This is a genomic window from Nocardia sp. CY15 (assembly GCF_009829295.1).
Classification (GTDB): Bacteria; Actinomycetota; Actinomycetes; order Mycobacteriales; family Mycobacteriaceae; genus Nocardia; species Nocardia sputi.
Genome location: NZ_VUOT01000001.1, coordinates 590,823 through 611,557, shown reverse-complemented (window position 1 = coordinate 611,557; position 20,735 = coordinate 590,823). Strand labels below are relative to the sequence as shown.

At 67.1% G+C, this 20,735-nt stretch carries 20 protein-coding genes; 13 read left to right on the top strand and 7 right to left on the bottom strand.

The genetic code is table 11. The annotated features are described in order from the left end of the window. The first annotated feature begins 53 nt into the window (after positions 1–53). Positions 54–350, top strand: coding sequence for a hypothetical protein (locus tag GVY39_RS02980; protein ID WP_159920083.1), 297 nt, complete (start codon positions 54–56; stop codon positions 348–350). Positions 351–429: 79 nt separating this feature from the next. Here the strand turns inward: GVY39_RS02980 and GVY39_RS02975 are convergent, their stop codons facing one another. Further along, positions 430–1,317, bottom strand: a complete 888-nt coding sequence (locus GVY39_RS02975) for an NgoMIV family type II restriction endonuclease (RefSeq protein ID WP_201295134.1) — start codon at positions 1,315–1,317, stop codon at positions 430–432. Positions 1,318–1,683: 366 nt separating this feature from the next. Here GVY39_RS02975 and GVY39_RS02970 point away from each other — a divergent pair, with 366 nt between their 5' ends. Beyond that, a complete protein-coding gene (locus GVY39_RS02970; protein ID WP_159920081.1) occupies positions 1,684–2,640 on the top strand; it encodes a NaeI family type II restriction endonuclease in 957 nt (318 codons plus the stop codon). Here GVY39_RS02970 and GVY39_RS02965 read toward each other — a convergent pair. Continuing rightward, a complete protein-coding gene (locus tag GVY39_RS02965) occupies positions 2,634–3,791 on the bottom strand; it encodes a DNA cytosine methyltransferase (protein WP_236565257.1) in 1,158 nt (385 codons plus the stop codon). The genes GVY39_RS02970 and GVY39_RS02965 overlap by 7 nt on opposite strands. Positions 3,792–4,320: 529 nt before the next feature. Next, positions 4,321–5,685, bottom strand: a complete 1,365-nt coding sequence (locus GVY39_RS02960) for a cytochrome P450 (RefSeq protein ID WP_159920077.1) — start codon at positions 5,683–5,685, stop codon at positions 4,321–4,323. Positions 5,686–5,808: 123 nt separating this feature from the next. Here GVY39_RS02960 and GVY39_RS02955 point away from each other — a divergent pair, with 123 nt between their 5' ends. Next, positions 5,809–6,276, top strand: coding sequence for an NUDIX hydrolase (locus tag GVY39_RS02955; protein ID WP_159920075.1), 468 nt, complete (start codon positions 5,809–5,811; stop codon positions 6,274–6,276). Positions 6,277–6,314: 38 nt separating this feature from the next. Here GVY39_RS02955 and GVY39_RS02950 read toward each other — a convergent pair whose 3' ends face one another. Then, a complete protein-coding gene (locus tag GVY39_RS02950) occupies positions 6,315–7,334 on the bottom strand; it encodes a Gfo/Idh/MocA family oxidoreductase (RefSeq protein WP_159920073.1) in 1,020 nt (339 codons plus the stop codon). Positions 7,335–7,366: 32 nt separating this feature from the next. After that, the gene (locus tag GVY39_RS02945; RefSeq protein ID WP_159920071.1) at positions 7,367–8,380 is read right to left on the bottom strand and encodes a LacI family DNA-binding transcriptional regulator; all 1,014 of its coding nucleotides are present in this window, start codon (positions 8,378–8,380) and stop codon (positions 7,367–7,369) included. A 243-nt stretch (positions 8,381–8,623) separates the two neighbouring features. Between GVY39_RS02945 and GVY39_RS02940 the strand changes: the two genes are divergently transcribed. The 10 genes from GVY39_RS02940 (at position 8,624) to GVY39_RS02895 (ending at position 18,673) form a co-directional block, all read left to right on the top strand. After that, complete coding sequence (locus GVY39_RS02940) at positions 8,624–9,520, top strand: TIM barrel protein (RefSeq protein WP_159920069.1); 897 nt, start codon at positions 8,624–8,626, stop codon at positions 9,518–9,520. Between the two features lie 14 nt (positions 9,521–9,534). Next, a complete protein-coding gene (locus GVY39_RS02935; protein ID WP_159920067.1) occupies positions 9,535–10,542 on the top strand; it encodes a sugar ABC transporter substrate-binding protein in 1,008 nt (335 codons plus the stop codon). An 18-nt stretch (positions 10,543–10,560) separates the two neighbouring features. Next, a complete protein-coding gene (locus GVY39_RS02930) occupies positions 10,561–11,601 on the top strand; it encodes an ABC transporter permease (RefSeq protein ID WP_159920065.1) in 1,041 nt (346 codons plus the stop codon). Further along, the gene (locus GVY39_RS02925) at positions 11,598–12,380 is read left to right on the top strand and encodes an ATP-binding cassette domain-containing protein (protein ID WP_159920063.1); all 783 of its coding nucleotides are present in this window, start codon (positions 11,598–11,600) and stop codon (positions 12,378–12,380) included. Before GVY39_RS02930 ends, GVY39_RS02925 begins: the two co-directional genes overlap by 4 nt. Positions 12,381–12,400: 20 nt before the next feature. Then, a complete protein-coding gene (iolC, locus tag GVY39_RS02920) occupies positions 12,401–13,339 on the top strand; it encodes a 5-dehydro-2-deoxygluconokinase (protein ID WP_159920061.1) in 939 nt (312 codons plus the stop codon). A gap of 273 nt (positions 13,340–13,612) precedes the next feature. Continuing rightward, positions 13,613–14,500 (top strand): aldolase, encoded by an 888-nt coding sequence (locus GVY39_RS02915; RefSeq protein ID WP_201295145.1) that lies wholly within the window; start codon positions 13,613–13,615, stop codon positions 14,498–14,500. A gap of 85 nt (positions 14,501–14,585) precedes the next feature. Continuing rightward, a complete protein-coding gene (iolB, locus tag GVY39_RS02910) occupies positions 14,586–15,476 on the top strand; it encodes a 5-deoxy-glucuronate isomerase (RefSeq protein ID WP_159920057.1) in 891 nt (296 codons plus the stop codon). Beyond that, the gene (gene iolD, locus GVY39_RS02905) at positions 15,473–17,314 is read left to right on the top strand and encodes a 3D-(3,5/4)-trihydroxycyclohexane-1,2-dione acylhydrolase (decyclizing) (RefSeq protein WP_159920055.1); all 1,842 of its coding nucleotides are present in this window, start codon (positions 15,473–15,475) and stop codon (positions 17,312–17,314) included. Before iolB ends, iolD begins: the two co-directional genes overlap by 4 nt. 511 nt (positions 17,315–17,825) lie before the next feature. Beyond that, positions 17,826–18,029, top strand: coding sequence for a cold-shock protein (locus GVY39_RS02900; protein WP_014987157.1), 204 nt, complete (start codon positions 17,826–17,828; stop codon positions 18,027–18,029). Positions 18,030–18,148: 119 nt separating this feature from the next. Further along, the gene (locus tag GVY39_RS02895) at positions 18,149–18,673 is read left to right on the top strand and encodes a helix-turn-helix domain-containing protein (RefSeq protein ID WP_159920053.1); all 525 of its coding nucleotides are present in this window, start codon (positions 18,149–18,151) and stop codon (positions 18,671–18,673) included. A gap of 8 nt (positions 18,674–18,681) precedes the next feature. Here GVY39_RS02895 and GVY39_RS02890 read toward each other — a convergent pair whose 3' ends face one another. Both GVY39_RS02890 and GVY39_RS02885 read right to left on the bottom strand, forming a co-directional pair. After that, positions 18,682–19,488 (bottom strand): nucleotidyltransferase domain-containing protein, encoded by an 807-nt coding sequence (locus GVY39_RS02890; protein ID WP_159920051.1) that lies wholly within the window; start codon positions 19,486–19,488, stop codon positions 18,682–18,684. Positions 19,489–19,539: 51 nt separating this feature from the next. Then, on the bottom strand, positions 19,540–20,730 hold the full coding sequence (locus tag GVY39_RS02885) for an MFS transporter (protein ID WP_159920049.1): 1,191 nt from the start codon (positions 20,728–20,730) through the stop codon (positions 19,540–19,542). Between the last annotated feature and the right edge of the window lie 5 nt (positions 20,731–20,735).

Genomic DNA, 20,735 nt, shown 5'->3' with positions numbered 1-20,735 from the left:
GCCGAGCTACACCCGACCGATCTGTGTACTCCTGGGGAAGGGCGGTCCGAGTCGTGAACTACGACGCCCGATGCGAGGCGGAAGTCGACGTGCTCATGGACGTGCTGACAGCGCTCGCCAACACCGCCGAGAGACCCGCCATCTGCAATCTGAGCGAGGCCGACCGTGTGCGCCTGTTCGCCGTGGTGCTGTACGAGCTGATCGTCAGTGCGCGTAGCGTGGCCGGCCCCGACGCCGGACGGTTGTACGCCGCGCCGATCCTGGACCCGATAATCGAAGGTGTCGTCGAGGAGGTGACGCCGTTGGATCTGCTGATATCAGCGCTCCTCGGCCACCAGACCCCGACATAGAGGTCTCGAATTGCCGTGGATCGCAAAGATCGCGCCTCGATCGATCTGCGAAGATGCTTTAGTCACACGATCTATCGAGTCAAGAATTTTCTTCGCTCCCCGCGATCGCTGACTGATAGATAGGTAGGCGCCTAATCTCGTCAACTAGGTCTTGATACGGACGAACGCGCCGCTGTGCGACCATCCGCTCGAGGTTGACTCTAGGCAGCCAGATTCCGCCGCGCTGTGCTTCGATGGTTTGAGCGGCGATGCGAAGCTCAGGCAACGCCAGATGGTATACGCAGTCGACAGCACCCGATCCGTACGCGATGAGTTTCAGCATCGCAGGACGCGGCTCCATCGTCAGAACTGCGTAGTGAGGCATGTGCCCTCGGCGTAGATTGACCAGTTTCGCGCCCTGGGAGACGCAATCCTGGGCTCGGTCGGTGCGAAGGGTCCACTTAGAGGACAAGCCGACAAGCAACCGAGCCGGCGTGTTCGGCGCACTGACGGTGATGTCAATCTTGAGCATCGATTCCTCGGGCATTGTGCCCACGAGCTGAGACACAAGGCCGTGGTTCTCTTGGACGCCTTCTCTCACGGCTTGAAGGCGAACCGTGAGGTCGGCGATCGCCGGAGATGGGGGTAGCTGCTGTAGGTCTCGGAGGACGAGTTCCAGCTCGTCGGTCGGTTGGCGATATGACTTCTGGAACTGGCGAAACACGCCGAGGTGGCGGTACTGCTCGAAATCCATCGCTGGCCTGGACTGTCGAATAGCCAAGTCCGGTCGCACTGAGTTCAGGTGCTCCGCAGCGGCGTTCTCCATCATCCTGCCGACATTGGGAATCTCATGTCTCGCCGGCTCTACGCCAAGAGCCTGGAACATTGCGTGACCCCATTCGATCGACCCGGCATCGTTGTTGTCAGACGTCGACGGGTTACCGTTGCGACGGTAGCCGCAAAGTGCGGCTGCGAATGGTGCGGTCACGGCACAACCATGCCAGCTGCGAACCGGATTAGCGGCACCACCCCTCGGTCGTGGTGGTTGACGTCGACATCGGTGCGCTCACGGTGTCCTCCGTCAGCATGGAAACCTCGGCATCAGTCCAGTGGAGGCGTGATGGCACCGTCTGTACTGAGACCGTTGCCGGTCCCGGGGTGGTGGTGGCAGTGGCACCCCCGCAGGCGTACGCGGACCCGCAACGTGGCGTACTGGTCGCAGCTCACGGGGTCCATCAAGGTCGCCGGGATCCGAGATGCTCCCGCTCAATGCGGTTGTGCCTGTGGGGGATACAAAAGCCTCGGGAAGTCGGAAACGTCAGGAGGGCGCTATGCCTTGAGTTACGTTCTTACGGTGAGTGACCCAAGTGCGTTGTTTGAAGTTCAAACTCCATCCCAGCCTCGATCAGTCTCGATGCCTGCTGGCGAGGATGCAGGCTTGGATGAGGTCGTAGCGTGGTTTCGAGGTCAGAAGAACCTAGAGGCGCGTTTCGCTGCGGTTTTCCGACAAGCTCTCGACGAAGTTCTCGACGGACAGCGAACCGGTCGGTTTGATATTAATCAGCTTGCGAAGACCGAAAAGACCTATCTCGGCACCAAGGTTGAGATCGTTGTACGCGCTGCCTTCGAGCTTCCTCCCGGTGACCGCATGGACTACAAAGTTGCAGGCCACGACATCGATGCCAAGTTCTCCTTGTCCGGCGGGTGGGCGATACCGACTGAAGCCATGGGGCATCTCTGCCTGCTCATGGCAGCAAATGATCACAAGGGCGTGTTCGACGTGGGCATCATGCGGATACGAACGGACGTGCTGAACAAGGGCTTCAATAAGGATGGTAAGACAACGATCACCAAGAATGCTAGAGAGTCCATCGTCTGGTTGGCGCGAAACTCCTCCCTACCGCGCAACTTGCTGCTGTCGCTTCCGGAGAACGACGTCAAGCAAATCATGGGTGCCAGGTCAGGGCAGCAGCGGATCAATGAGTTGCTGCGTCGCGTGCAAGGAGTGATTATCGATCGCAACACGGCCGTGACGGTGGCTCAGCAGCATGACGGATTGAAGCGGTGCCGCGACGCACGTCCGGTACTGCGTCGGGAGGGCATTGCAGTCCTGGGTCATCAAAAAGACAGCCCGAGGATTGCTCGAGGGTTAGAACTGCCGGTACCGGCGAAGGGTAATTTTATCGCCGTTCGGCTTGTTCGTGTCGCCGACAGTGCTGTTGGTCGACCAGCAGTACTGATAGGTGGGCACCGCTATGCCGCAGCGCATCCCGAGGAGCCACTTGAGTACCTTCCGGACATCCTCTATTGATGCCCGTCGCACAACCGGCACGACGGCCGCCTTGACTTCTTTTTGCCCTGCTCTCCGGCTGTGCCACGCAGGTATGGCTTGAGGTGGTGAGCGATGGCCTCCGCGAGTATGGGCGGAACGGCGTTGCCGATCTGCTTTGCGACCTCGATCTTGCTGCCGCACCAACCGAACGAGTCGGGGAAGCTTTGCAGACGCGCTGCCTCATAGTGGGTGATCGGGCGATCCACGCTTCGGTCTGGATCGTGCCGGTCCCATTGAGGATGCAGGTACTGACCCTTCTCTGGCTTGTAAAACTCGGTCCGAATCGTGAGAGATGGCATATCCCACCGCATACGGCCCATGACGTCGGTCGTGCCGGTCTTCTTCTCCCTCCAGCACCGCGACAACAAATGGTCCGGCAGATCGAATCGGCCACCACCGGGCGGAATATGGCGATAGCGCTGCAGAGACAGGGCCGTCGGATTGCGTCCAATGTGTAGTTCCGGAGTCTTGAACACCCCTCGTACTCTCTCGCCGAAGACCTGAATCCAGGAGTCGGGCAGTTCCCGAGTCGGAGGGACCTCGGGGAGGCCTGTCAACACATCACTAGTCGTATGCCAGGCTGGCTCGTCTCCCATGGAGCCAGGTCGGCGATGCGTCGGGTTCGGCAGGGGGATCGATCCGATACGGGATCCGATGACAATCGTCCGCTTTCGCCGCTGCGGAACGCCGAAGTCGGCAGCCAGCAGTAACCCGGACTCTAGGTGATACTCCTCCAACAACCCTCCAGGCCGCGCTTCGGCTTGGAGGAGGGCGAACTCGCTGGAGGAGAAAAACCGATCGACATTCTCGATGACAAAGACCTTCGGGTGGGCGTGGCGGACGAAGCGGATGTACTCCTTCCACAGCTTGTTTCGTGGGTCGTCCACGTTCTTTGAGCCGAGGTTGGAGAAGCCCTGGCATGGGGGCCCGCCGATGACGATGTCGGCTTGCGGGATCTCGTCATCGCCTATATCGGCGATGTCGGCGTAGTGGGTGTGGCCCTCGCCGAAGTTCAGCGCATAGGTTGCTGCCGCCTCCAGGTTGAACTCCACCGCCATGACGGGCTTATAGCCCTTAGCGGCCGCAAAGCCTGAGGTCATTCCGCCGCAGCCTGCGAACAAGTCGATCATCGTTAAGGATCGTGAACCCACGGTTCGAGACATTAGCCGACCCCTCCGACAATCCGCCGGATTGCCTGTACAAGTTCGCTCCAGTGATTTGCTTGCAAGTCATCTCCCCAAGTCAGAGGTGGATATCCACCTCTGACTGTATCGCATGCTTCGATGGATATCCACCTGTAGGATGGTGGAACCATGCCCAGCCAACACCGCTTCCCTGCCGCGATCTACCGGGCCGACCCCCAGCTGCAACGAAGAGTGAAGATGGCTGTCAGTCAGTTGGATTCGGACGTCAACAGTCACATCGTGGCTTTTCTTCGTTGGCTGGTGCACGACACCGAAGAACTACCACCTCGACCAGCCAAGCCGGTACCGCGGATTGACAAGACAAAATGAGAGCGGGGTCCGAGATGGTGCCGCGATTCTGATTCGAACTGGTAGCTGGTCCTGAGTACTGCACCAGTCTGCGGCTGCGTCCGCTTGGCCTGTCCACGTCGCGCTCCTCGGCAACGCGAGACCTCCGCAACACAGCTGAGGACGTTCAGGCCGACGGCGTGGTCAGCGCTGCGTTACTCAACCGCACCGTCACCGGGAGGTGGTTCACTTCCAGGGTCGCGCGCGCAACTTCGTGCACAGCAGCTCCCGGCACCAACTCCAGCCGCGCCCGCGCAACGACCGTAGCCAAAATGGTGACCGCTTCGTACCACGCGAACGGTTCGCCGATGCAGTTTCGGTTGCCGAGGCCGAAGGGCTGGTATACCCCGGACCGGGTCACGGTCTTGCGGTATTCCGGCGTCCACCGGTCGGGGTCGAACCGTGCCGGATCGTCGAAGTACTTCGGGTTGTTGTGCAGCGTGTACGGTGAGTAGAGGAGCGTGGTGCCCGCTGGGAGTGTGACTCCGCCGAGGTCGAGTTCCTCGATCGTCTCGCGCGTGCCGAGCCAAGTGGGAGCGTATCGGCGCAGCGTCTCTGCCATCACTCGCTCGGTGTAATGGAGGTGCTGGATGTTGTCAGCGGTGACCGGGCCGCCGCGCAGCACCTCGGCGACTTCCTCTTCGACCCGCTCTCGCACATCCGCGCGCCGCGCCAGCTCGTAGAAGGCGAAAGCCATGGTGTTGGCGGTGGTGGCGAACCCTGCGGCATAGAGCGTCATCACCTCGTCGTGGAGCTCGCGATCGGTGAGTGAGGTGCCGTCGTCGAATCGCGCGGTGAGCAGCATCGACACCAAGTCGCCGTAATCGGTTCCAGCCGTCCGGTATTCGGCGATGATGTGGTCGATCGCATCGGAGAGCCTGCGCACCGCGGCATCGAAGGTGCGGTTGCGTAGCGGGATGTGAGCCAGCCACGGCATCATGGTGCGTTTCGGTAGCTCGTCGACGATCACCGGGAACGAGCGCAGCGACTCCGCGACCACCGCTTCGCCGAGTTCTCTGGCGAACAACGCCTTCGCGACGATCCGCATGGCCAGCACTCGCAACCGGTCATCGAGCTCCAAGCGGTCGCCGTCATTCCAGCTGTCGACCATCGCATCGACTTCGCGCTGTATGACCTGCACATAGCCGGCGATTTTCTCGTGGTGGAAGGCCGGTGCCATCAGGCGGCGATGCCGCAGGTGCTTGGGCTCGGCCGACACCGACAGACCATCGCCCAGCAGTGCGCGCATGGCCTCGAAGAACGCCCCTTTCTCGACGCTGTGCGCCGCCTTGCCGCGCAGTATCGAATCGATCAGCTCCGGGGCGGTCACCAGATAGGCGTCTCTGCTGCCCAATCGGATGCGCGCCAGGGGTTCCGGCGCCCGGTGCAGCTCCGCGAAAAAGTCCAATGGCCTGCGTCGTAGGGCTAGGCCGTGGCCGACGACCGGCCATGCTCGCTGGGCAGGGCGGCCGACAGCCGTATGCGCACTCATGGAGGCCCCTCGTGAGAGTTCCTGCGCCAATTTTCCCTTACCCGTTCGTGTTTGTCGCGGCTGTCGACAGCGAGTCGCCGGAGTGGAGGACGTTGGGATAGGGTCCGCCGGGAGGTGTCGGGGATGAGTTTCAGGCTGGCGGCCTACGCCGTCTGCATCGAGGATGGACGGGTGCTGCTCGTCCGTTACGTACCACCGAGGGGCGAGACCAACTGGACTCTTCCGGGCGGTGGGGTCGAGCACGCGGAGGACCCGTTCGACGCGGTGACCCGAGAGCTCGCTGAAGAAACCGGCTGCCACGGGGTGGTCGAACGTCTACTCGGCGTGGACTCGAGGGTAATTCCCGCGGCAGCCGCGCATGCCGGATCCGAGCACCAGAATATCGGCATCTTCTACCGGGTCCGCGTTACCGGCGGGCGACTGCGGCATGAGCCCAATGGTGAGACCGCCGAGCCGATCTGGACCCCGATTCCCGATGTCGCCTGGCTGCGCCGGTCATCACTGGTCGACATCGGTCTGGCGCTGGCTCGGACGGTTCCGGCAACCGGCCATGTCGCTCCCGTCCCGGTCGGCGGCTTGATCCAGCATTGAAGCGCGTCCAGCCTCTCTCGGGTCTTCCCGGCGACCTCTCAGCGCCGCACTTCAGCTATCTCGACAGCCCGGCCTTCCCGCCGGGACAGATCGCAGGCTTCGGCAACATAGAAGGCCTCCAATGCGTCGGCGGGAGGGCAGGGATTCTCGAGCTGACCGGTCGCGACTTCGATAAATGCCGCCAGTTCGTCGGCATAGGCTGGACGGAACCGCTCCATGAAACCCCCATAGGGGGGATAGGGGGAGGGGCTGTGGTCGGGCTCGACGGAAGTCAGCGGCGCGCGGTCGTCCAGTCCGACAATGGCGTTCCCCTTGGAGCCCATCGCTTCCAGTCGTACGTCGTACCCCGCCCCGTTGTAGCGGGTCAGTGACACAGTCGCCAGGGCTCCATCGTCCAAGCGCAGCAGCACCGCCGCTGTGTCGACGTCGTCTGCTTCGGCGAAGAACGACGCACCCCGGTTCGCCCCGAGTGCGAACACTTCGGTGACCTCCCGCCCCGTCACCCACCGGATGATGTCGAAATCGTGCACCCCGCAGTCGCGGAAGATGCCGCCCGAGCGCGGGATGTAGTCGGCGGGCGGCGGAGAAGGGTCGAGGGTGGTCGCGCGCAACGTATGCAGCCAGCCGAGTTCGCCGGACCGGACAGCGTCGCGGGCGGCTCGGTAGCCGGCATCGAAGCGGCGTTGGAAGCCGATCTGAACGGGAACGCGGGAGTCGCGGATGTGGTCGACCACGGCGAGGGTGCCGGTGATGTCGGCGGCCACGGGCTTCTCGCAGAAGACGGGGATGCCCGCGTCGACGGCGCGGATGATCAGGTCGGGGTGGGAGTCGGTGGCGGTGGCGATGATCAGGCCGTCGAGGTCGGCGTCGAAGAGGGCGTCGAGGTCGGCGGCGAATTCGATGCCGAGGTCGGTGGCGGCGGCGCGGGCGCGGTCGGGGACGGCGTCGGCGACCAGGACGGTGGCCACGTTCGGGAGTTTCCTCAGGGTGGCGGCGTGCGAGGTCCCGATGCGGCCGGTTCCGGCGAGGCCCAGTGTGACGGCTCGGTGGGAGGACATCGGCTCTCCTTCATGTGGGATCGCGACGGGCATCAGAGACCGGTTCGGCGTGGAGCGGTCGTGGTGGCGCGGACGATGAGCGAGGGTTCCACTCGGCGGCGGACCGGTGTGGTGCGGCCGTCGCGGAGGCGTTCGGCGAGGGCGTCGATCGCGAGGCGGCCCATCCGGATGCGCGGTTGGTCGATGGTGGTCAGCGCGACGTGCCGCAGGGCGGCCAGCGAGGTGTTGTCGTAGCCGACCACCGAGACATCCTCCGGCACCCGCAATCCCGCTTCCTCCAGCGCGGACATCGCCCCCACGGCGTTGAAGTCGTTGCCGCACACCAGTGCCGTGGGAAAGTTGTCGTGGGAGAACAGGTTCAGCAGTTTGCGCACCGCGGCCATGCCCGCGGAGTCGGTGTGCTCGCTGGGCACGACCATCGGTTCCAGGCCGTGGCGTTGCATGGCGGCGCGGTAGCCCTTGCGGCGCGGCGCGGAGGTGAAAGCGCCGCCGCCGTCCAAGTGGACGATGCGCCGATGCCCGAGCGAGACCAGGTGATCGACGGCGAGGGCGGCGCCTGCCTCGCCGTCGTCGGTGACCGTGTCGACAGCGGCGACGGTGGAGGAGCGGGAGACCAGCACCAAGGGAGCTTGGTGCGCCGCTGCGCGAATGGCGGCGGCGGGCAGGATGGGGGACAGCAGGATGACGCCGCCGGGCCGGAAGGAGAGCAGGCTCTCCAACGCGGTGCGTTCGCGCGCGGCGCTGCGCTGGCCGGTGTTGAGGATCAGTTCGAGGCCGGATTCCCGCGCGGCGGCGTCCATGCCCTCGACGACATCGGCGAAGAAGGCGTTGCGCAGGTCGGAGACCATGACGCCGACGATGTTCGAGGTCCGGCTGGCCAGCGACCGGGCCATGAAGTGCGGTTGGTAGCCGAGGTCTTTCGCCGCGTCCAGCACGGCGCGGCGGCGATGCTCGCTGACCTTCGGGGAGTTGCGCATGACGAGTGAGACCAGAGCGCGGGAGACGCCCGCGCGGGCGGCGACGTCCTCCATGGTCGGGCGTGCCATGTCGCCTCCGTTCCCGTCCGCCGAGCCCTGCCGGGACGGACGATACAAGGTGGGTGGGAGCGAGGCAATAGAGCGCTCTAATCGGACTCCCGGGACGCCACTACTCAGTCAAATCCGAAATATCCGCAGGTAGTGACGCTTTGGGCGATGAGTATGCGGCTCTTGACACGATATGACCTGCGTTACATAGTTGGAGCGCTCCAACAGAGCGCAGTCAACTCGACGTCGAAGGTCGGAGTGCCGATGACCGAATCCCTCTCCTCGCTGCGCATCGCGGCCGCGCCGATCTCATGGGGAGTCTGCGAGGTCCCCGGCTGGGGCCATGTGCTCGACGCACGCACCGTCCTGTCGGAGATGGCCGCGCTCGGCCTGACCGCCACCGAGCTCGGACCACCCGGCTACCTGCCGGGCGACCCGGGTGAACTGCGTCGGCTGCTCGAGAACTTCGGAATCGCTCCGGTCGGCGGGTTCCTCGCCGTCGTGCTGCACCGCGATCGGCAGTCGGCCCTCGCGCACGCCGAGCGCACGGCCGCGTTGCTGGCCGCCACGGGCGCGGAAGTCCTCGTGCTCGCCGCCGCGACGGGTCTCGGCGGATACGACGAGCGCCCGCGCCTCGACGACGCAGAATGGCGGGCCTTGGTCGACGCCTCCCGCGCCATCCGCGATGCCGCCGCCGCGCACGGCCTGCGCACGGTGCTGCACCCGCATGTCGGCACGCACGTGGCGAGCGAGGCCGAGGTCGAGCGGTTCCTCGCCGATTCCGACCTCGACATCTGCCTGGACACCGGGCATCTGCTCATCGGCGGCGCCGACCCGGTTCGGCTCGCGCGGCGACATGCCGAGCGGATCGGGCACATCCATCTCAAGGACGTCCGCGGCGCGCTGGCCGAGGAGGTCCGCGCCGGAACGCTGGAGTACAGCGCGGCCGTGCGCCGTGGGCTGTATGTCCCACTGGGTGAGGGTGACGTCGATATCGCAGCACTCGTGCGCACCGTGCAGGCCGCGGGCTATCGGGGCTGGTACGTGCTGGAGCAGGACACCGCGCTGTGGCCGGGCGACTCGGCGCGGCAGGCGAGCATCGACACCGGGCGCAGCCTGCGCCGTCTCGCGGACATCGCGCTGGCCGCGGCCGGGATCTAGAGGAAGCGACGAGGATGTTTTCGAGACCGCAACGCGGCGCGAGCGCGGGACGGCGGCGTTCGAGCCGCCTGTTGCCGTGGATCGCCACGGCCGCTCTTTTGGCCGCGTGCAGCGGTCCCGGCTCCGACGCGCCCGCCCCTACACAGCCGCCTGTCGCCGCCGGGACGGTGAGATCGGTAGCGGTGGTGACCCACGGCAGCCCCGGCGACGCGTTCTGGAATGTCGTCAAGAACGGCGCGGAGGCCGCGGGCGAGGATCTCGGTATCCGGGTGGAGTACAATGCCTCCGGTGATCCGGGGCAGCAGGCGAAGCTGATCGACAACGCGGTGGCCCAAGGCGTCGACGGCCTCGTCGTCTCCATGGCCAATCCCGAAGCGCTTCGCCGGTCCGTGGAAAAGGCTCTGGCCGTGGGTATTCCGGTGGTGACGATCAATTCGGGCGAATTCGAGAGCGCGAAGTTCGGCGCGTTCGTCCATGTGGGGCAAAGCGAGTCGCTGGCCGGGCAGGCCGCGGGCAAACGGCTCGCCGAGGCCCGGCGCACGAAGATGCTGTGCGTCATCCACGAAGCGGGCAATATCGGCGCGAACGAGCGCTGCGCGGGCGCGACGAAAGCGTTCGGCACCGCGGTCACGCTCCAGGTGGACATCAACAATCCGACCGACGCGCAGTCGAGGATCAAGGGCGCGCTCGAGGCCGACCGGTCCATCGACGCGGTCCTGACGTTGAACTCACAGGTCGCGGCGCGGGCCGTGGACGCCGTCCGGGAGGCCGGTTCGCCTGCCGCCGTAGCCACGTTCGACCTCAATTCCGAAGTGGTGGAGGGGATTCGGGCCGGAAGGCTGCTGTTCGCGGTCGATCAGCAGCAGTACGAGCAGGGCTACCTGCCGATCGTGCTGCTGCGGCTGTACCGGACGAACCTGAACACCGTCGGAGGCGGCGCGCCGGTGCAGACCGGGCCGGGCTTCGTCGACAAGAGCAATGTGGAAGCCGTCGCCGCGCTCGTCGCGCAGGGCACGCGCTGAGGTCGGGAGCCGAGGAAAATGACAGCCACCACAGAGACGTCCGAGAAGGCGCACGAGGGACTTTCACCGCTCCAACGTCTGGCCGTGCGGCCGGAGATCGGCGCGGCGCTGGGCGCTCTGCTGGTATTCGTGTTCTTCTCCCTCGTCACCGACCGGTTCCTCAGCCCGCTCGGCGTCGCGACCTGGCTGGACGACGCCTCCACGCTGGGCATCATGGCGGTGGCCGTGGCGCTGCTGATGATCGGCGGCGAGTTCGACCTGTCCGCGGGCGTGATGACCGCCTCCACGGCGCTGGTCACCGCGTTGCTCGCGGTGCACGCCGGGTGGAACGTCTGGTTCGCCCTACTCGCTTCGCTGGCGTTCGCCCTGGCCGTCGGCGCGTTCAACGGCTGGGTGGTGATGCGCACCGGCCTGCCCAGTTTCATCGTCACGCTGGGCACCTTCCTCGCCCTGCAGGGCCTGAACCTCGGCGTGACTCGGCTGGTCACCGACACGGTGCAGGTGTCGGGAGTGCGCAGCGCGGACGGCTACCAGTCGGCGGGTTGGGTGTTCGCCTCGACGCTCGACATCGGGGACGCGCACATCCAGGCCTCGGTGGTCTGGTGGATCGTGCTCACCGCGATCGCCGCGCTCGTCCTGGTCCGCACCAGGTTCGGCAACTGGATCTTCGCCGTCGGCGGTGCGCTGCCCAGTGCGCGCGCGGTCGGCGTGCCCGCCGATCGCACCAAGATCCTGCTGTTCATGGGCACCGCGTTCGCGGGCTGGGTGGTCGGCTCCTGCAACATCCTGCGGTTCGCGAGCGTGCAGGCCAACCAGGGCGTCGGGCTCGAACTGCACTACATCATCGCCGCGGTGGTCGGGGGGTGCCTGCTCACCGGCGGCTTCGGCTCGGCGGTCGGCGCCGCGATCGGCGCGCTGATCTTCGGCATGGCGCGCCAGGGCATCGTGTTCGCCCGCTGGGACAGTGACTGGTTCATGCTGTTCCTCGGTGTGCTGCTGCTGGCGGCGGTGCTGGTCAACAACAGATTCCAGAAACGAGCCGAAAGGGTGCGCCGATGACTCCCCTCATCGAGGCCGTGGACCTCGGCAAGAGCTACGGCGGTGTCGTCGCTCTGCGCGAGGTGTCCACGGTGGTGAAAGCGGGCGAGGTGACCTGCGTGCTCGGCGACAACGGCGCGGGCAAGTCGACGCTGATCAAGATCCTGGCCGGGGTGCATCGGCACGACCGCGGCGAACTGCGCGTCGAAGGAGTACCGGTCCGGTTCGCATCACCACGCGAGGCCTTGGATCGCGGTATCGCCACGGTCTATCAGGATCTCGCGGTGGTGCCGTTGATGAGCGTGTGGCGCAACTTCGTGCTCGGCTCCGAGCCCACCTTCGGCTACGGCCCCTTCCGGTTGCTGGACCGCAAGAAGGGCTGCGAGATCGCGCGAACCGCATTGGCGGACATGGGTATCGAGATTCGCGATATGGAACAGCCGGTCGGCACGTTGTCCGGTGGCCAGCGGCAATGCGTAGCCATCGCACGGGCCGTTCATTACGGCGCGAAGGTGTTGATCCTCGACGAGCCGACCGCCGCGCTGGGCGTGAAACAGGCCGGGGTGGTGCTGAAGTACGTCGTGCAGGCGCGTGAACGCGGACTCGGTGTCGTGCTGATCACGCACAACCCACACCACGCCTACCCGGTCGGTGACCGGTTCCTGCTGCTGAAGCGGGGCGCGGTGCTCGGTTCGTACGAGAAATCGGAGATCGAACTGCCGGAACTGACCCGACAGATGGCGGGCGGGGCGGAACTGGAGGCGTTGCAGCACGAATTGCGGCGCGTGGTGACGCCGTGAATACGCCAGGAGGCGAGTTCGTGACCGAACTGGAGGCGTTGACCGTCGGCCGGGTCGGGGTGGACTTGTATCCCGAACAGAGCGGCGTCGATTTGGCGCAGGTGCGTAGTTTCGCGAAATCGCTGGGCGGCACCGCCACCAACGTCGCCGTGGCCGCTGCCCGGCTCGGCCGTCGTTCGGCGGTGCTGACGAAGGTGGGCCCCGACGGCTTCGGCGACTTCGTGCGCACGGCGCTCGAGGACTTCGGCGTGTCGTCCCATTACGTGACGACCGCGCCGGACCTTCAGACGCCCGTGGTCTTCTGCGAGCTGATGCCGCCGTCGGATCCGCCGCTGCTGTTCTACCGTGCGCCGATCGCGCCGGATCTCACCATCACCGCGGATGACGTGCCCTGGGAAGTCGTGGACGCCGCGCCGCTGCTGTGGGTCACGGGTACCGGAGTGAGCGCGGAACCGGCGCGCGGCACGCAGCGGGAGATGCTGCTGCGGCGCGCTCGACGCGGGCACACGGTGCTCGACCTGGACTACCGGCCGATGTTCTGGCCCGACGTCGACACCGCTCGGGCCGAGATCGGGTGGATGGTCGACCACGTGAACGTGGTGGTCGGTAACCGCACGGAGGCCGAGGTGGCAGTGGGCACCGCCGACCCGGACGCGGCGGCCGATCGGCTGCTCGACCGTGGGGTGCGCCTGGCGGTGATCAAGCAGGGCGGCGACGGCGTGCTGGTGGCCACCGCCGAAGAACGCTGGACGGTGCCGCCGTGCCGGGTGGACGTGGTGTGCGGGCTGGGTGCGGGCGACGGTTTCGGCGGCGCGCTGATCCACGGCCTGCTCTCGGATTGGGACCCACAGCGCATCGCCACCTACGCCAACGCGGCGGGCGCGCTGGTCGCCGCGCGTCTGGCCTGCGCGGATGCGATGCCCACGGCGGCGGAGATCGAGGAATTGCTGTGCGGCTGAACCGGCGTGGAAATCGAGGAACCGCTGGGCGGCTGCGCCAGGACGGGAGTGGGGACACTGTTGTACGGCTGAGCGGGGCGCAGAGTGGAGACACCGTTGTGCCGCTGGGCGGAGTGGAGAGCCTGCTGTGCCGCTGAGCAGGGCGCGGGCAGGAGGAGCAGCTGTGCGGCCGAGTCGTACGCGGCATGGCGGAACTACTGCTGTGCCGCTGAGCGGGGCGCAGATCAGAAGAGCGGCTGAGTATCGAGCGCGGAAGGAGGCGCCGCCGTGCATGTGACCGACGAACGTTGGCGTGAGTTACTGCACGTACGTGCCACAGACCCGGCAGCGGTCGAACGGGCCTACGCGAAACGGGTGCGCCGCGCCGACCTGCTGGCGGGCAAACAGACCTTGTTCCTGGTCGCCGCCGATCACCCCGCTCGCGGCGCGCTCGGTGTCGGCGCGGACCGCACGGCCATGGCCGATCGGCGCACCCTGCTGGAACGGCTGTTGATCGCATTGGCGAACCCGGACGTCGACGGTGTGCTCGGCTCCCCGGACGTGGTGGAGGAGCTTCTGCTGCTGGACGCGCTGGACGACAAGGTCGTGATCGGGTCGATGAACCGCGGCGGGCTGGCGGGCGCGGAATGGGAGATCGATGACCGCTTCACCGGATACGACGCGGACTCCCTGGCTCGGTTCCGGCTCGACGGCGGCAAGATGCTGCTGCGCTTGGTCGATTCCGACGCGGGGACCGTGCCGACGCTGCAAGCCTGCGCGCGGGCGGTCTCGGCGTTGGCGGCGCACGAGTTGATGGCGATGGTCGAGCCGTTGCCGTACCACCGGGACGCCACCGGTGCGCTGGTGATGAGCAAGGACGCGGTGTCGCTGTCGAGGGCGATCACGGTGGCTTCCGGTCTCGGCGTCACCTCGGCCTACACCTGGTTGAAGATTCCCGCGCCGCAGGACATCTCGGTACTGGACGCGACCACCTTGCCGGTGGTGGTGCTCGGCGGCGCACCCTCCGGCGACCAAGCGGTGGATCGCGCGTTGTGGGGTGGAGCGCTCGGCCACGACGTGGTACGAGGACTCGTCGTCGGGCGCACCTTGCTGTACCCGCCGGACGGCGACGTCGCGCGGGCGGTGGACTCCGCCGCTCGTTTGCTGAAGGAAACCCGATGAAGCGGGGGAGTGTCGCCGGACATAACTGGGCACCGACCTCGCCGCCGTTCGCCGGTGTCCGCGAACCTTGTACGGAGGAGGCACGATGACACTTCATCGGCCCGACGGCTCGCTGTGCCGTGACGGCGATCCGATCCTGTTGACCCCCGAGGACGCCGGATGGACTTACGCGGGGCTGCGCGTCCTGCGGATCGGCGCAGGCGAGTCACGGACAGTGCGGACGGGGGAGTTCGAGGCGTTCGTCCTGCCGCTGGCCGGAGCGTGCACCGTGCGTGTCGACGGTGCGACCTTCACGCTGGTCGGCCGGGAATCGGTGTTCACCCGGGTGACGGATTTCGTCTACGTCCCCAGAGACGCCGAGGTGGAGTTGGTGGCCGAGGGCGGCGACCTGGAGGTGGCGCTTCCGATGGCCCGCTGCGCGAAACGGCTGGAGCCGCGATACGGCCCCGCCGAGCAGATCCCGGTCGAAGTCCGCGGTGCGGGCAGTGCGACGCGCCAGGTCACCAACTTCGGGATACCCGGCGTGTGGGAGCACGCGGACAAACTGAACGCCTGCGAGCTGATCACCCCGGACGGCAACTGGTCGTCCTATCCGCCGCACAAGCACGACGAAGTGAGCGAGTGCGAGGTCGTCAACGAGGAGATCTACTACTTCCGCATCGCCGGACCGGATGGGGTCACGCCGTCCCGCGAAGGATTCGGTATGCACCGGACCTACACGGCCGACGGCACGGTGAACGAGAACGTCGCGGTCGGTGACGGTGACGTCTTCCTGATCCCACGCGGCTATCACGGGCCGTGCGTCGCGGCGCCCGGCTACCCCATGTACTACCTGAACGTGCTGGCCGGTCCGGCGCCCGAACGATCGATGGCGTTCTGCGACGATCCGGCGCACAGTTGGGTGCGGGCGCGCTGGGACGACGAGCCCCTCGATCCGCGCTGTCCGGTCACCTCGCACGAAGGACGGGTGCGATGAGACTGACCACGGCGCAGGCGCTGGTGGCCTGGTTGATCGCCCAGCGTTCCGAGACACTCGACGGCAGCGAAGTGCCGCTGTTCCCCGCCGTCTTCGGCATCTTCGGTCACGGCAACGTGCTCGGCCTCGGCGCCGCGCTGCACGAGCGGCGCGCCGAACTCCCGCTCTGGCGCGGGCACACCGAGGAGGGGATGGCGCTCGCGGCCGTCGGCTATACCAAGGCCACCCACCGGCGTCAGGTCGGTGTCGCGACATCGTCGATCGGCCCCGGCGCGCTCAACATGGTGACGGCGGCGGGCGTCGCGCACGCGAACCGTCTTCCGCTGCTGCTGCTCCCGGGTGACACCTTCGCCGGTCGGGCGCCCGACCCCGTTCTGCAGCAGGTCGAGCACTTCGGCGACCCGACCCTCACGGTGAACGACGCGTTCCGGGCGGTGAGCAGGTATTTCGACCGCATCACCCGCCCGGAACAGCTGATCGCCACCCTGCCGCAGGCGGTCGGGGTGCTCACGGATCCGGCCGATGCCGGTCCGGTCGTCCTGGCGCTGCCGCAGGACGTTCAGGCCGAGACCTACGACTTCCCCGACGCGCTGTTCGATCCGGTGGCGCACCGGCTCACCCGGCCACGCCCCGATCAGCGGGCACTCGCCGCCGCCGGTGCCGCACTGCGCGCCGCGCGCCGCCCGCTGCTTGTCCTCGGCGGCGGTGTCCGCTATTCGGGTGCGGGACGCACCGTGCTGGAGTTCGCCGAGCGCCATCGCATTCCGGTCGTGGAGACCACCGCGGGCCGCACCCTCGCGCCGCACGATCACCCGCTGTTCGCGGGACCGCTCGGCATCACCGGCTCGGCGTCGGCGAACGCGATGGCGGCCGGAGCCGATCTCGTCCTCGCGGTGGGGACCCGGTTGCAGGACTTCACCACCGCGTCCTGGACGGTCTTCGCGCCGGACGTCCGGCTGGTGACGATCAACGTGGCACGTTTCGACGCCGTCAAGCACGGCGCTCTCGCGGTGGTCGGTGATGCCGAGGTCACCGTGCGTGAGCTGGCCGGGCAGCTGGGGCAGTGGCGCGTCGACCCCGGGTGGACCGCGCGCGCCGCCGCACTGCGCAGCACCTGGGACGCGCACATCGACGGTCTGCGCGCACCGACCCCGGGCACGCCCAGCTATGCCCAGGTCGTGGGCGCGGTGAACGACCTGAGTGAGCCGACCGATTACGTGATGACGGCATCCGGCGGGCTGCCCGGCGAACTCGTCGGCGGCTGGCGGGCCGGCGGCGGCGCGCCGACCATGGACGTGGAGTACGGCTTCTCCTGCATGGGCTACGAGCTGGCCGGCGCGTGGGGCGCGGCCATGGCGCACATCGGCGGCGTGGTGACGACCCTGCTCGGGGACGGCTCGTATCTGATGCTGAACTCGGAATTGTTCTCCGCGGCGTTCGCCGGGCACGCGTTCGTCGCGGTGGTGTGCGACAACGACGGCTACGCCGTGATCGCCCGGCTGCAAGAGGGCCAGGGCGGCGAGCCGTTCAACAACTTCTACGCCGACTGCCGCACCACGCACGAGCATCCGCCGCGCGTCGACTTCGCCACCCATGCCGCAGCGCTCGGCTGTTCCGTTTTCACCGCCCGCGACCTGACCGAATTCCGGGACGCCTACGCGCGGGCGCGGGCGGCGGCAACGGCCGAGCGCCGTCCGGCCGTGCTCGTCGTGCGCACGCAGCCCTCGGCGTGGACCGACGCGGGCGCTTGGTGGGAGGTCGGCGTGCCGGAGCATCTGCCGGGCCGCGAGAGCTACGAGGCGACGAAACCGCGTCAGGTGCGCTACCTCCGGTCGTGAACAGAATTTAACGAACAGTGCGCGCGGTGGCTCCGCGGACGTAGGCTGAAATGTCGACGCCTGCGTGGGTGAACTGGAATTCGTTGCGGCACAAGCGAATCGGTAGCACATGCGTATCGAGGCCGAGCCGCGTCGAAGAAGGAGTTCCATGATGTCGGGCGCGGTGGCCCCTCCGAATGGGTTGTGTTCGTCGAGGGAGGACGGCGGGTGTTATCCCGGGCGGAGTGTGGGTACCCGCGTGACGGGTCCGGTGGTGTTGCCCGGATCGGACCCGGACCGAACGTGGGAGGTGACAGGCGCAGTCCGCTCGTGAACGAGCGTCGGCAAGTGAACCAAGAACAGCGCGCGCGAGAGCGCAGACGAAGCTGTGCGCCCGCCGAGGCGACGTCGTGAGCGTTAGCTCACAGTTGATGGTCCGATACGTGAGGAATTCATCGGATCATGGCATCGTTGATCTACGAGGCCAGGGAATCTCATAACACCTCTCTGGCTCGTCTACAGAAAGTATGAAATGGCTCAAGGCATTGTGAAGTGGTTCAACAGCGAGAAGGGCTTCGGCTTCATCGCACAAGACGGCGGGGGGCCCGACGTCTTCGTGCATTACTCGGCTGTGAGCGGCTCGGGTTTCCGGTCCCTCGATGAGGGGCAGCGCGTGGAGTTCGAGATCGGCCAGGGACAGAAGGGTCCGCAGGCCCAGGACGTCCGCGTTCTCTGATCGCGACCTAGCTTCCGAAAGGCCCCGCACCGGGACGGTGTGGGGCCTTTCGCCTGTTCGGAGGCATGACTTCTGATTGTATATTGCAAGCAGTAGCCGCCGCTCGAGAGGAGTGCCGGATGAGGCAGGACGGACGGTCGGGGTGCCCGATCAACGCGACCATCGAAGTGATCGGCGATCGGTGGACGCTGCTGGTGCTGCGTGACGTGATGTTCGGCAACCGGCGCCACTTCCGCGAGCTGCTGGCCGGCTCGGAGGAGGGCATCGCCTCCAACATCCTCTCCGATCGGCTCAAGCGGCTGGTGGCGGCCGGACTGCTCAGCCGGGCGGACACCCGGCCCGGCCAGAAGGCCGAATACCGGCTCACCGAACCCGCTATCCAGCTGGTGCCCGTCATGGCCCAGCTCGGTGCGTGGGGATTGCGGCACCGCCCGACCACCGAGCATCTTCGGGTGCGGGCCGAATTGCTCGAGGCGGGCGGTCCGCCACTCTGGGGTGAATTCATGGACGAACTCCGTGAGAGCCACCTCGGTATTCCGCGCCCGGACCCGGATCGTCCGTCGGCGACGCACCGACTCGCGCAGGCTTACACGGACGCGGTGGCCGCGTCGGGCGACCCGGACGAGCCGAAAGCCGCGTCGTAGGCGCTCGGTCAGCCCGCCAGCGCCTCGGCGCGGAAGAACTCCGCGGTGATCGCCCGGGCATGCGTGAGATCGCGGGGCCCGGACTTGACGAACACCTCGGCGGCGCAGGCAAGTTCGCTGGTGATGAACGCGGTGACCGGCGCGGGAACCGACCCGCTGCCCATCTCGCGGGTCCGCGACTTCAGATCGGTCAACTCTGTCACCGCCGCCGACAACTCGGTGGGCAGATCGCACTGCCGCAGCAGCGTCGGCAGATGCATCGGCGTCACCGCCGCCGCGGGATGCTCGCGCAGCCACCGCAGCGCCATCGCCGGACGCAGCGCGTAGAACACCTTCTTCAGCGACCCGGTGCGCTCGAACAATGCCCACTGCTTGGCGCCCAAGTGCAGATAGTGCCGAGCGACCTTGTCGCGGTCGGCGACCTCGTCGGCCACCGCGCGCAGTCGGTCGCGGAACCCGGCGTCGCCCCGGTAGACGATCGGTGACATCAGCCACTCGATGAGCACGGCGTTGCCCTGCACCAGCAGCCGCAGCGCCTTGCCGAGATCCCAGCCGTTCACGTCGAGCAAGCCCGCCAGCGGCGTCTCCACCACGTTGCGGGTGCGCCACGGGGACAGATAGGTCTCCAGCGCCGCGACGTACACGAACCGGCAGTCGTAGTCGGAGTCGGGTGACGGGAATCCCCAGGCACGGCTGCCGCTCTCGATCGCCAGCCGAATCGACACCCGATGTTCCCGCTCGACCCGGTCCAGCTCCCCATCGATGGACCCGACCACCGCCGGGTCCATCGAAGCCGGTATCGCACGCAGAGACATGGACGAATGGTAGGTGCCCGAACGCGACTGTCGCAGCCGCTTTTTCGTCGGTCAGGGTCGGCGCGCGCCGCTGCCGAACGCGGCCACGAGCACGGCGACCACGGCGAGCGCACCGCCCAGCCACATGGCGGCGGCGACGGTGATCCCGTCCGCGGCCAGTCCGCCGGCCGATGCCCCCAGTGCGATGGCGGCGTTGAAGACCCCGGCGAACAGTGCCGAAGCGCCCTCCTCGGCTCCGGGCGACGCGGCGAAGACCCAGCTCTGGGTACTCACCGAGACGCCACCGTAGGAGACGCCCCATACGAACATCAGCACGAATGTCTGCGGGAGCGAGGCCCCGAGCAGGGGCAGGGCGATCGCGGCCGCGGCCAGGACCGAGCCGATAGCGATCAAGGTCTTCCTCGGTGCCCGCGCCGCCGCAGCGCCCGCGGCGAAATTCCCTGCTACCCCGGCAACTCCGTAGATCAGCAGCAGTGTGCCGATCGTCTCCGCGCCGACACCGGTAACCTCCTCCAGCACCGGCCGCACGTAAGTGTAGGCGGCGAAGTGACCGGTGACCAGGAACGCGACCGCGAGCAGGGCGACGCGCAAGCCCGGCTGCCTGGTCAGCCGTAACACGCCGCTCAACGCCACGGCATCGGTGGCAGGAAGACGCGGCAGCGAGGCCGCCATCGCCACGAGGACCAGCAGCGCGAGACCGGCGGCGGCGACGAACGTCGCCCGCCACCCGGCGAGCGCGCCCACAAAGGTTCCGGCGGGGATACCGAGCACCGAGGCGACCGCGACGCCGGAGAAGACCAGCGAAGTCGCGGCGGTGACCGACCGCGCGGGCACCAGCCGCGCCGCCAGGCTCGCCGCGATCGCCCACACCCCGCCCATGCCGACGCCGACCAGCACCCGCGCCCCCATCAGCACACCGAAGGTGGGCGCCCAGGCCGAACCGAGATTGCCCAGCGCGAGCACCGCCATCAACCCGCACAGCACCGCTCTGCGCTCGACCCGGCCCAGCGCCGCGGTGACCAACGGCGCCGACAGGGCGGCGACCAAGCCCGTCACCGTCAATGCGAGACCGGCGCGGCCCTCGCTCACCCGCAGCGCGGAGCCGATCGGGGTGAGCAGGCCGACCGGCAACATCTCGGAAGTGACCACCGTGAACGTCCCCGCTGTCACGGCGCCCACGCCGAGCCAACCGCGCAGCACCGAGACCGGCTGCGGCGCAACGACTTCCTGAACCTGTGTCATGTCTT

Coding starts and splice junctions, on each gene's coding strand:
- GVY39_RS02965 (WP_236565257.1), bottom strand. CDS start 3,791: ATGATCGACTTGTTCGCAGGCTGCGGCGGAATGACCTCAGGCTTTGCG.
- GVY39_RS02960 (WP_159920077.1), bottom strand. CDS start 5,685: ATGAGTGCGCATACGGCTGTCGGCCGCCCTGCCCAGCGAGCATGGCCG.
- GVY39_RS02955 (WP_159920075.1), top strand. CDS start 5,809: ATGAGTTTCAGGCTGGCGGCCTACGCCGTCTGCATCGAGGATGGACGG.
- GVY39_RS02950 (WP_159920073.1), bottom strand. CDS start 7,334: ATGTCCTCCCACCGAGCCGTCACACTGGGCCTCGCCGGAACCGGCCGC.
- GVY39_RS02945 (WP_159920071.1), bottom strand. CDS start 8,380: ATGGCACGCCCGACCATGGAGGACGTCGCCGCCCGCGCGGGCGTCTCC.
- GVY39_RS02940 (WP_159920069.1), top strand. CDS start 8,624: ATGACCGAATCCCTCTCCTCGCTGCGCATCGCGGCCGCGCCGATCTCA.
- GVY39_RS02935 (WP_159920067.1), top strand. CDS start 9,535: ATGTTTTCGAGACCGCAACGCGGCGCGAGCGCGGGACGGCGGCGTTCG.
- GVY39_RS02930 (WP_159920065.1), top strand. CDS start 10,561: ATGACAGCCACCACAGAGACGTCCGAGAAGGCGCACGAGGGACTTTCA.
- GVY39_RS02925 (WP_159920063.1), top strand. CDS start 11,598: ATGACTCCCCTCATCGAGGCCGTGGACCTCGGCAAGAGCTACGGCGGT.
- iolB (WP_159920057.1), top strand. CDS start 14,586: ATGACACTTCATCGGCCCGACGGCTCGCTGTGCCGTGACGGCGATCCG.
- iolD (WP_159920055.1), top strand. CDS start 15,473: ATGAGACTGACCACGGCGCAGGCGCTGGTGGCCTGGTTGATCGCCCAG.
- GVY39_RS02900 (WP_014987157.1), top strand. CDS start 17,826: ATGGCTCAAGGCATTGTGAAGTGGTTCAACAGCGAGAAGGGCTTCGGC.
- GVY39_RS02895 (WP_159920053.1), top strand. CDS start 18,149: ATGAGGCAGGACGGACGGTCGGGGTGCCCGATCAACGCGACCATCGAA.
- GVY39_RS02890 (WP_159920051.1), bottom strand. CDS start 19,488: ATGTCTCTGCGTGCGATACCGGCTTCGATGGACCCGGCGGTGGTCGGG.
- GVY39_RS02885 (WP_159920049.1), bottom strand. CDS start 20,730: ATGACACAGGTTCAGGAAGTCGTTGCGCCGCAGCCGGTCTCGGTGCTG.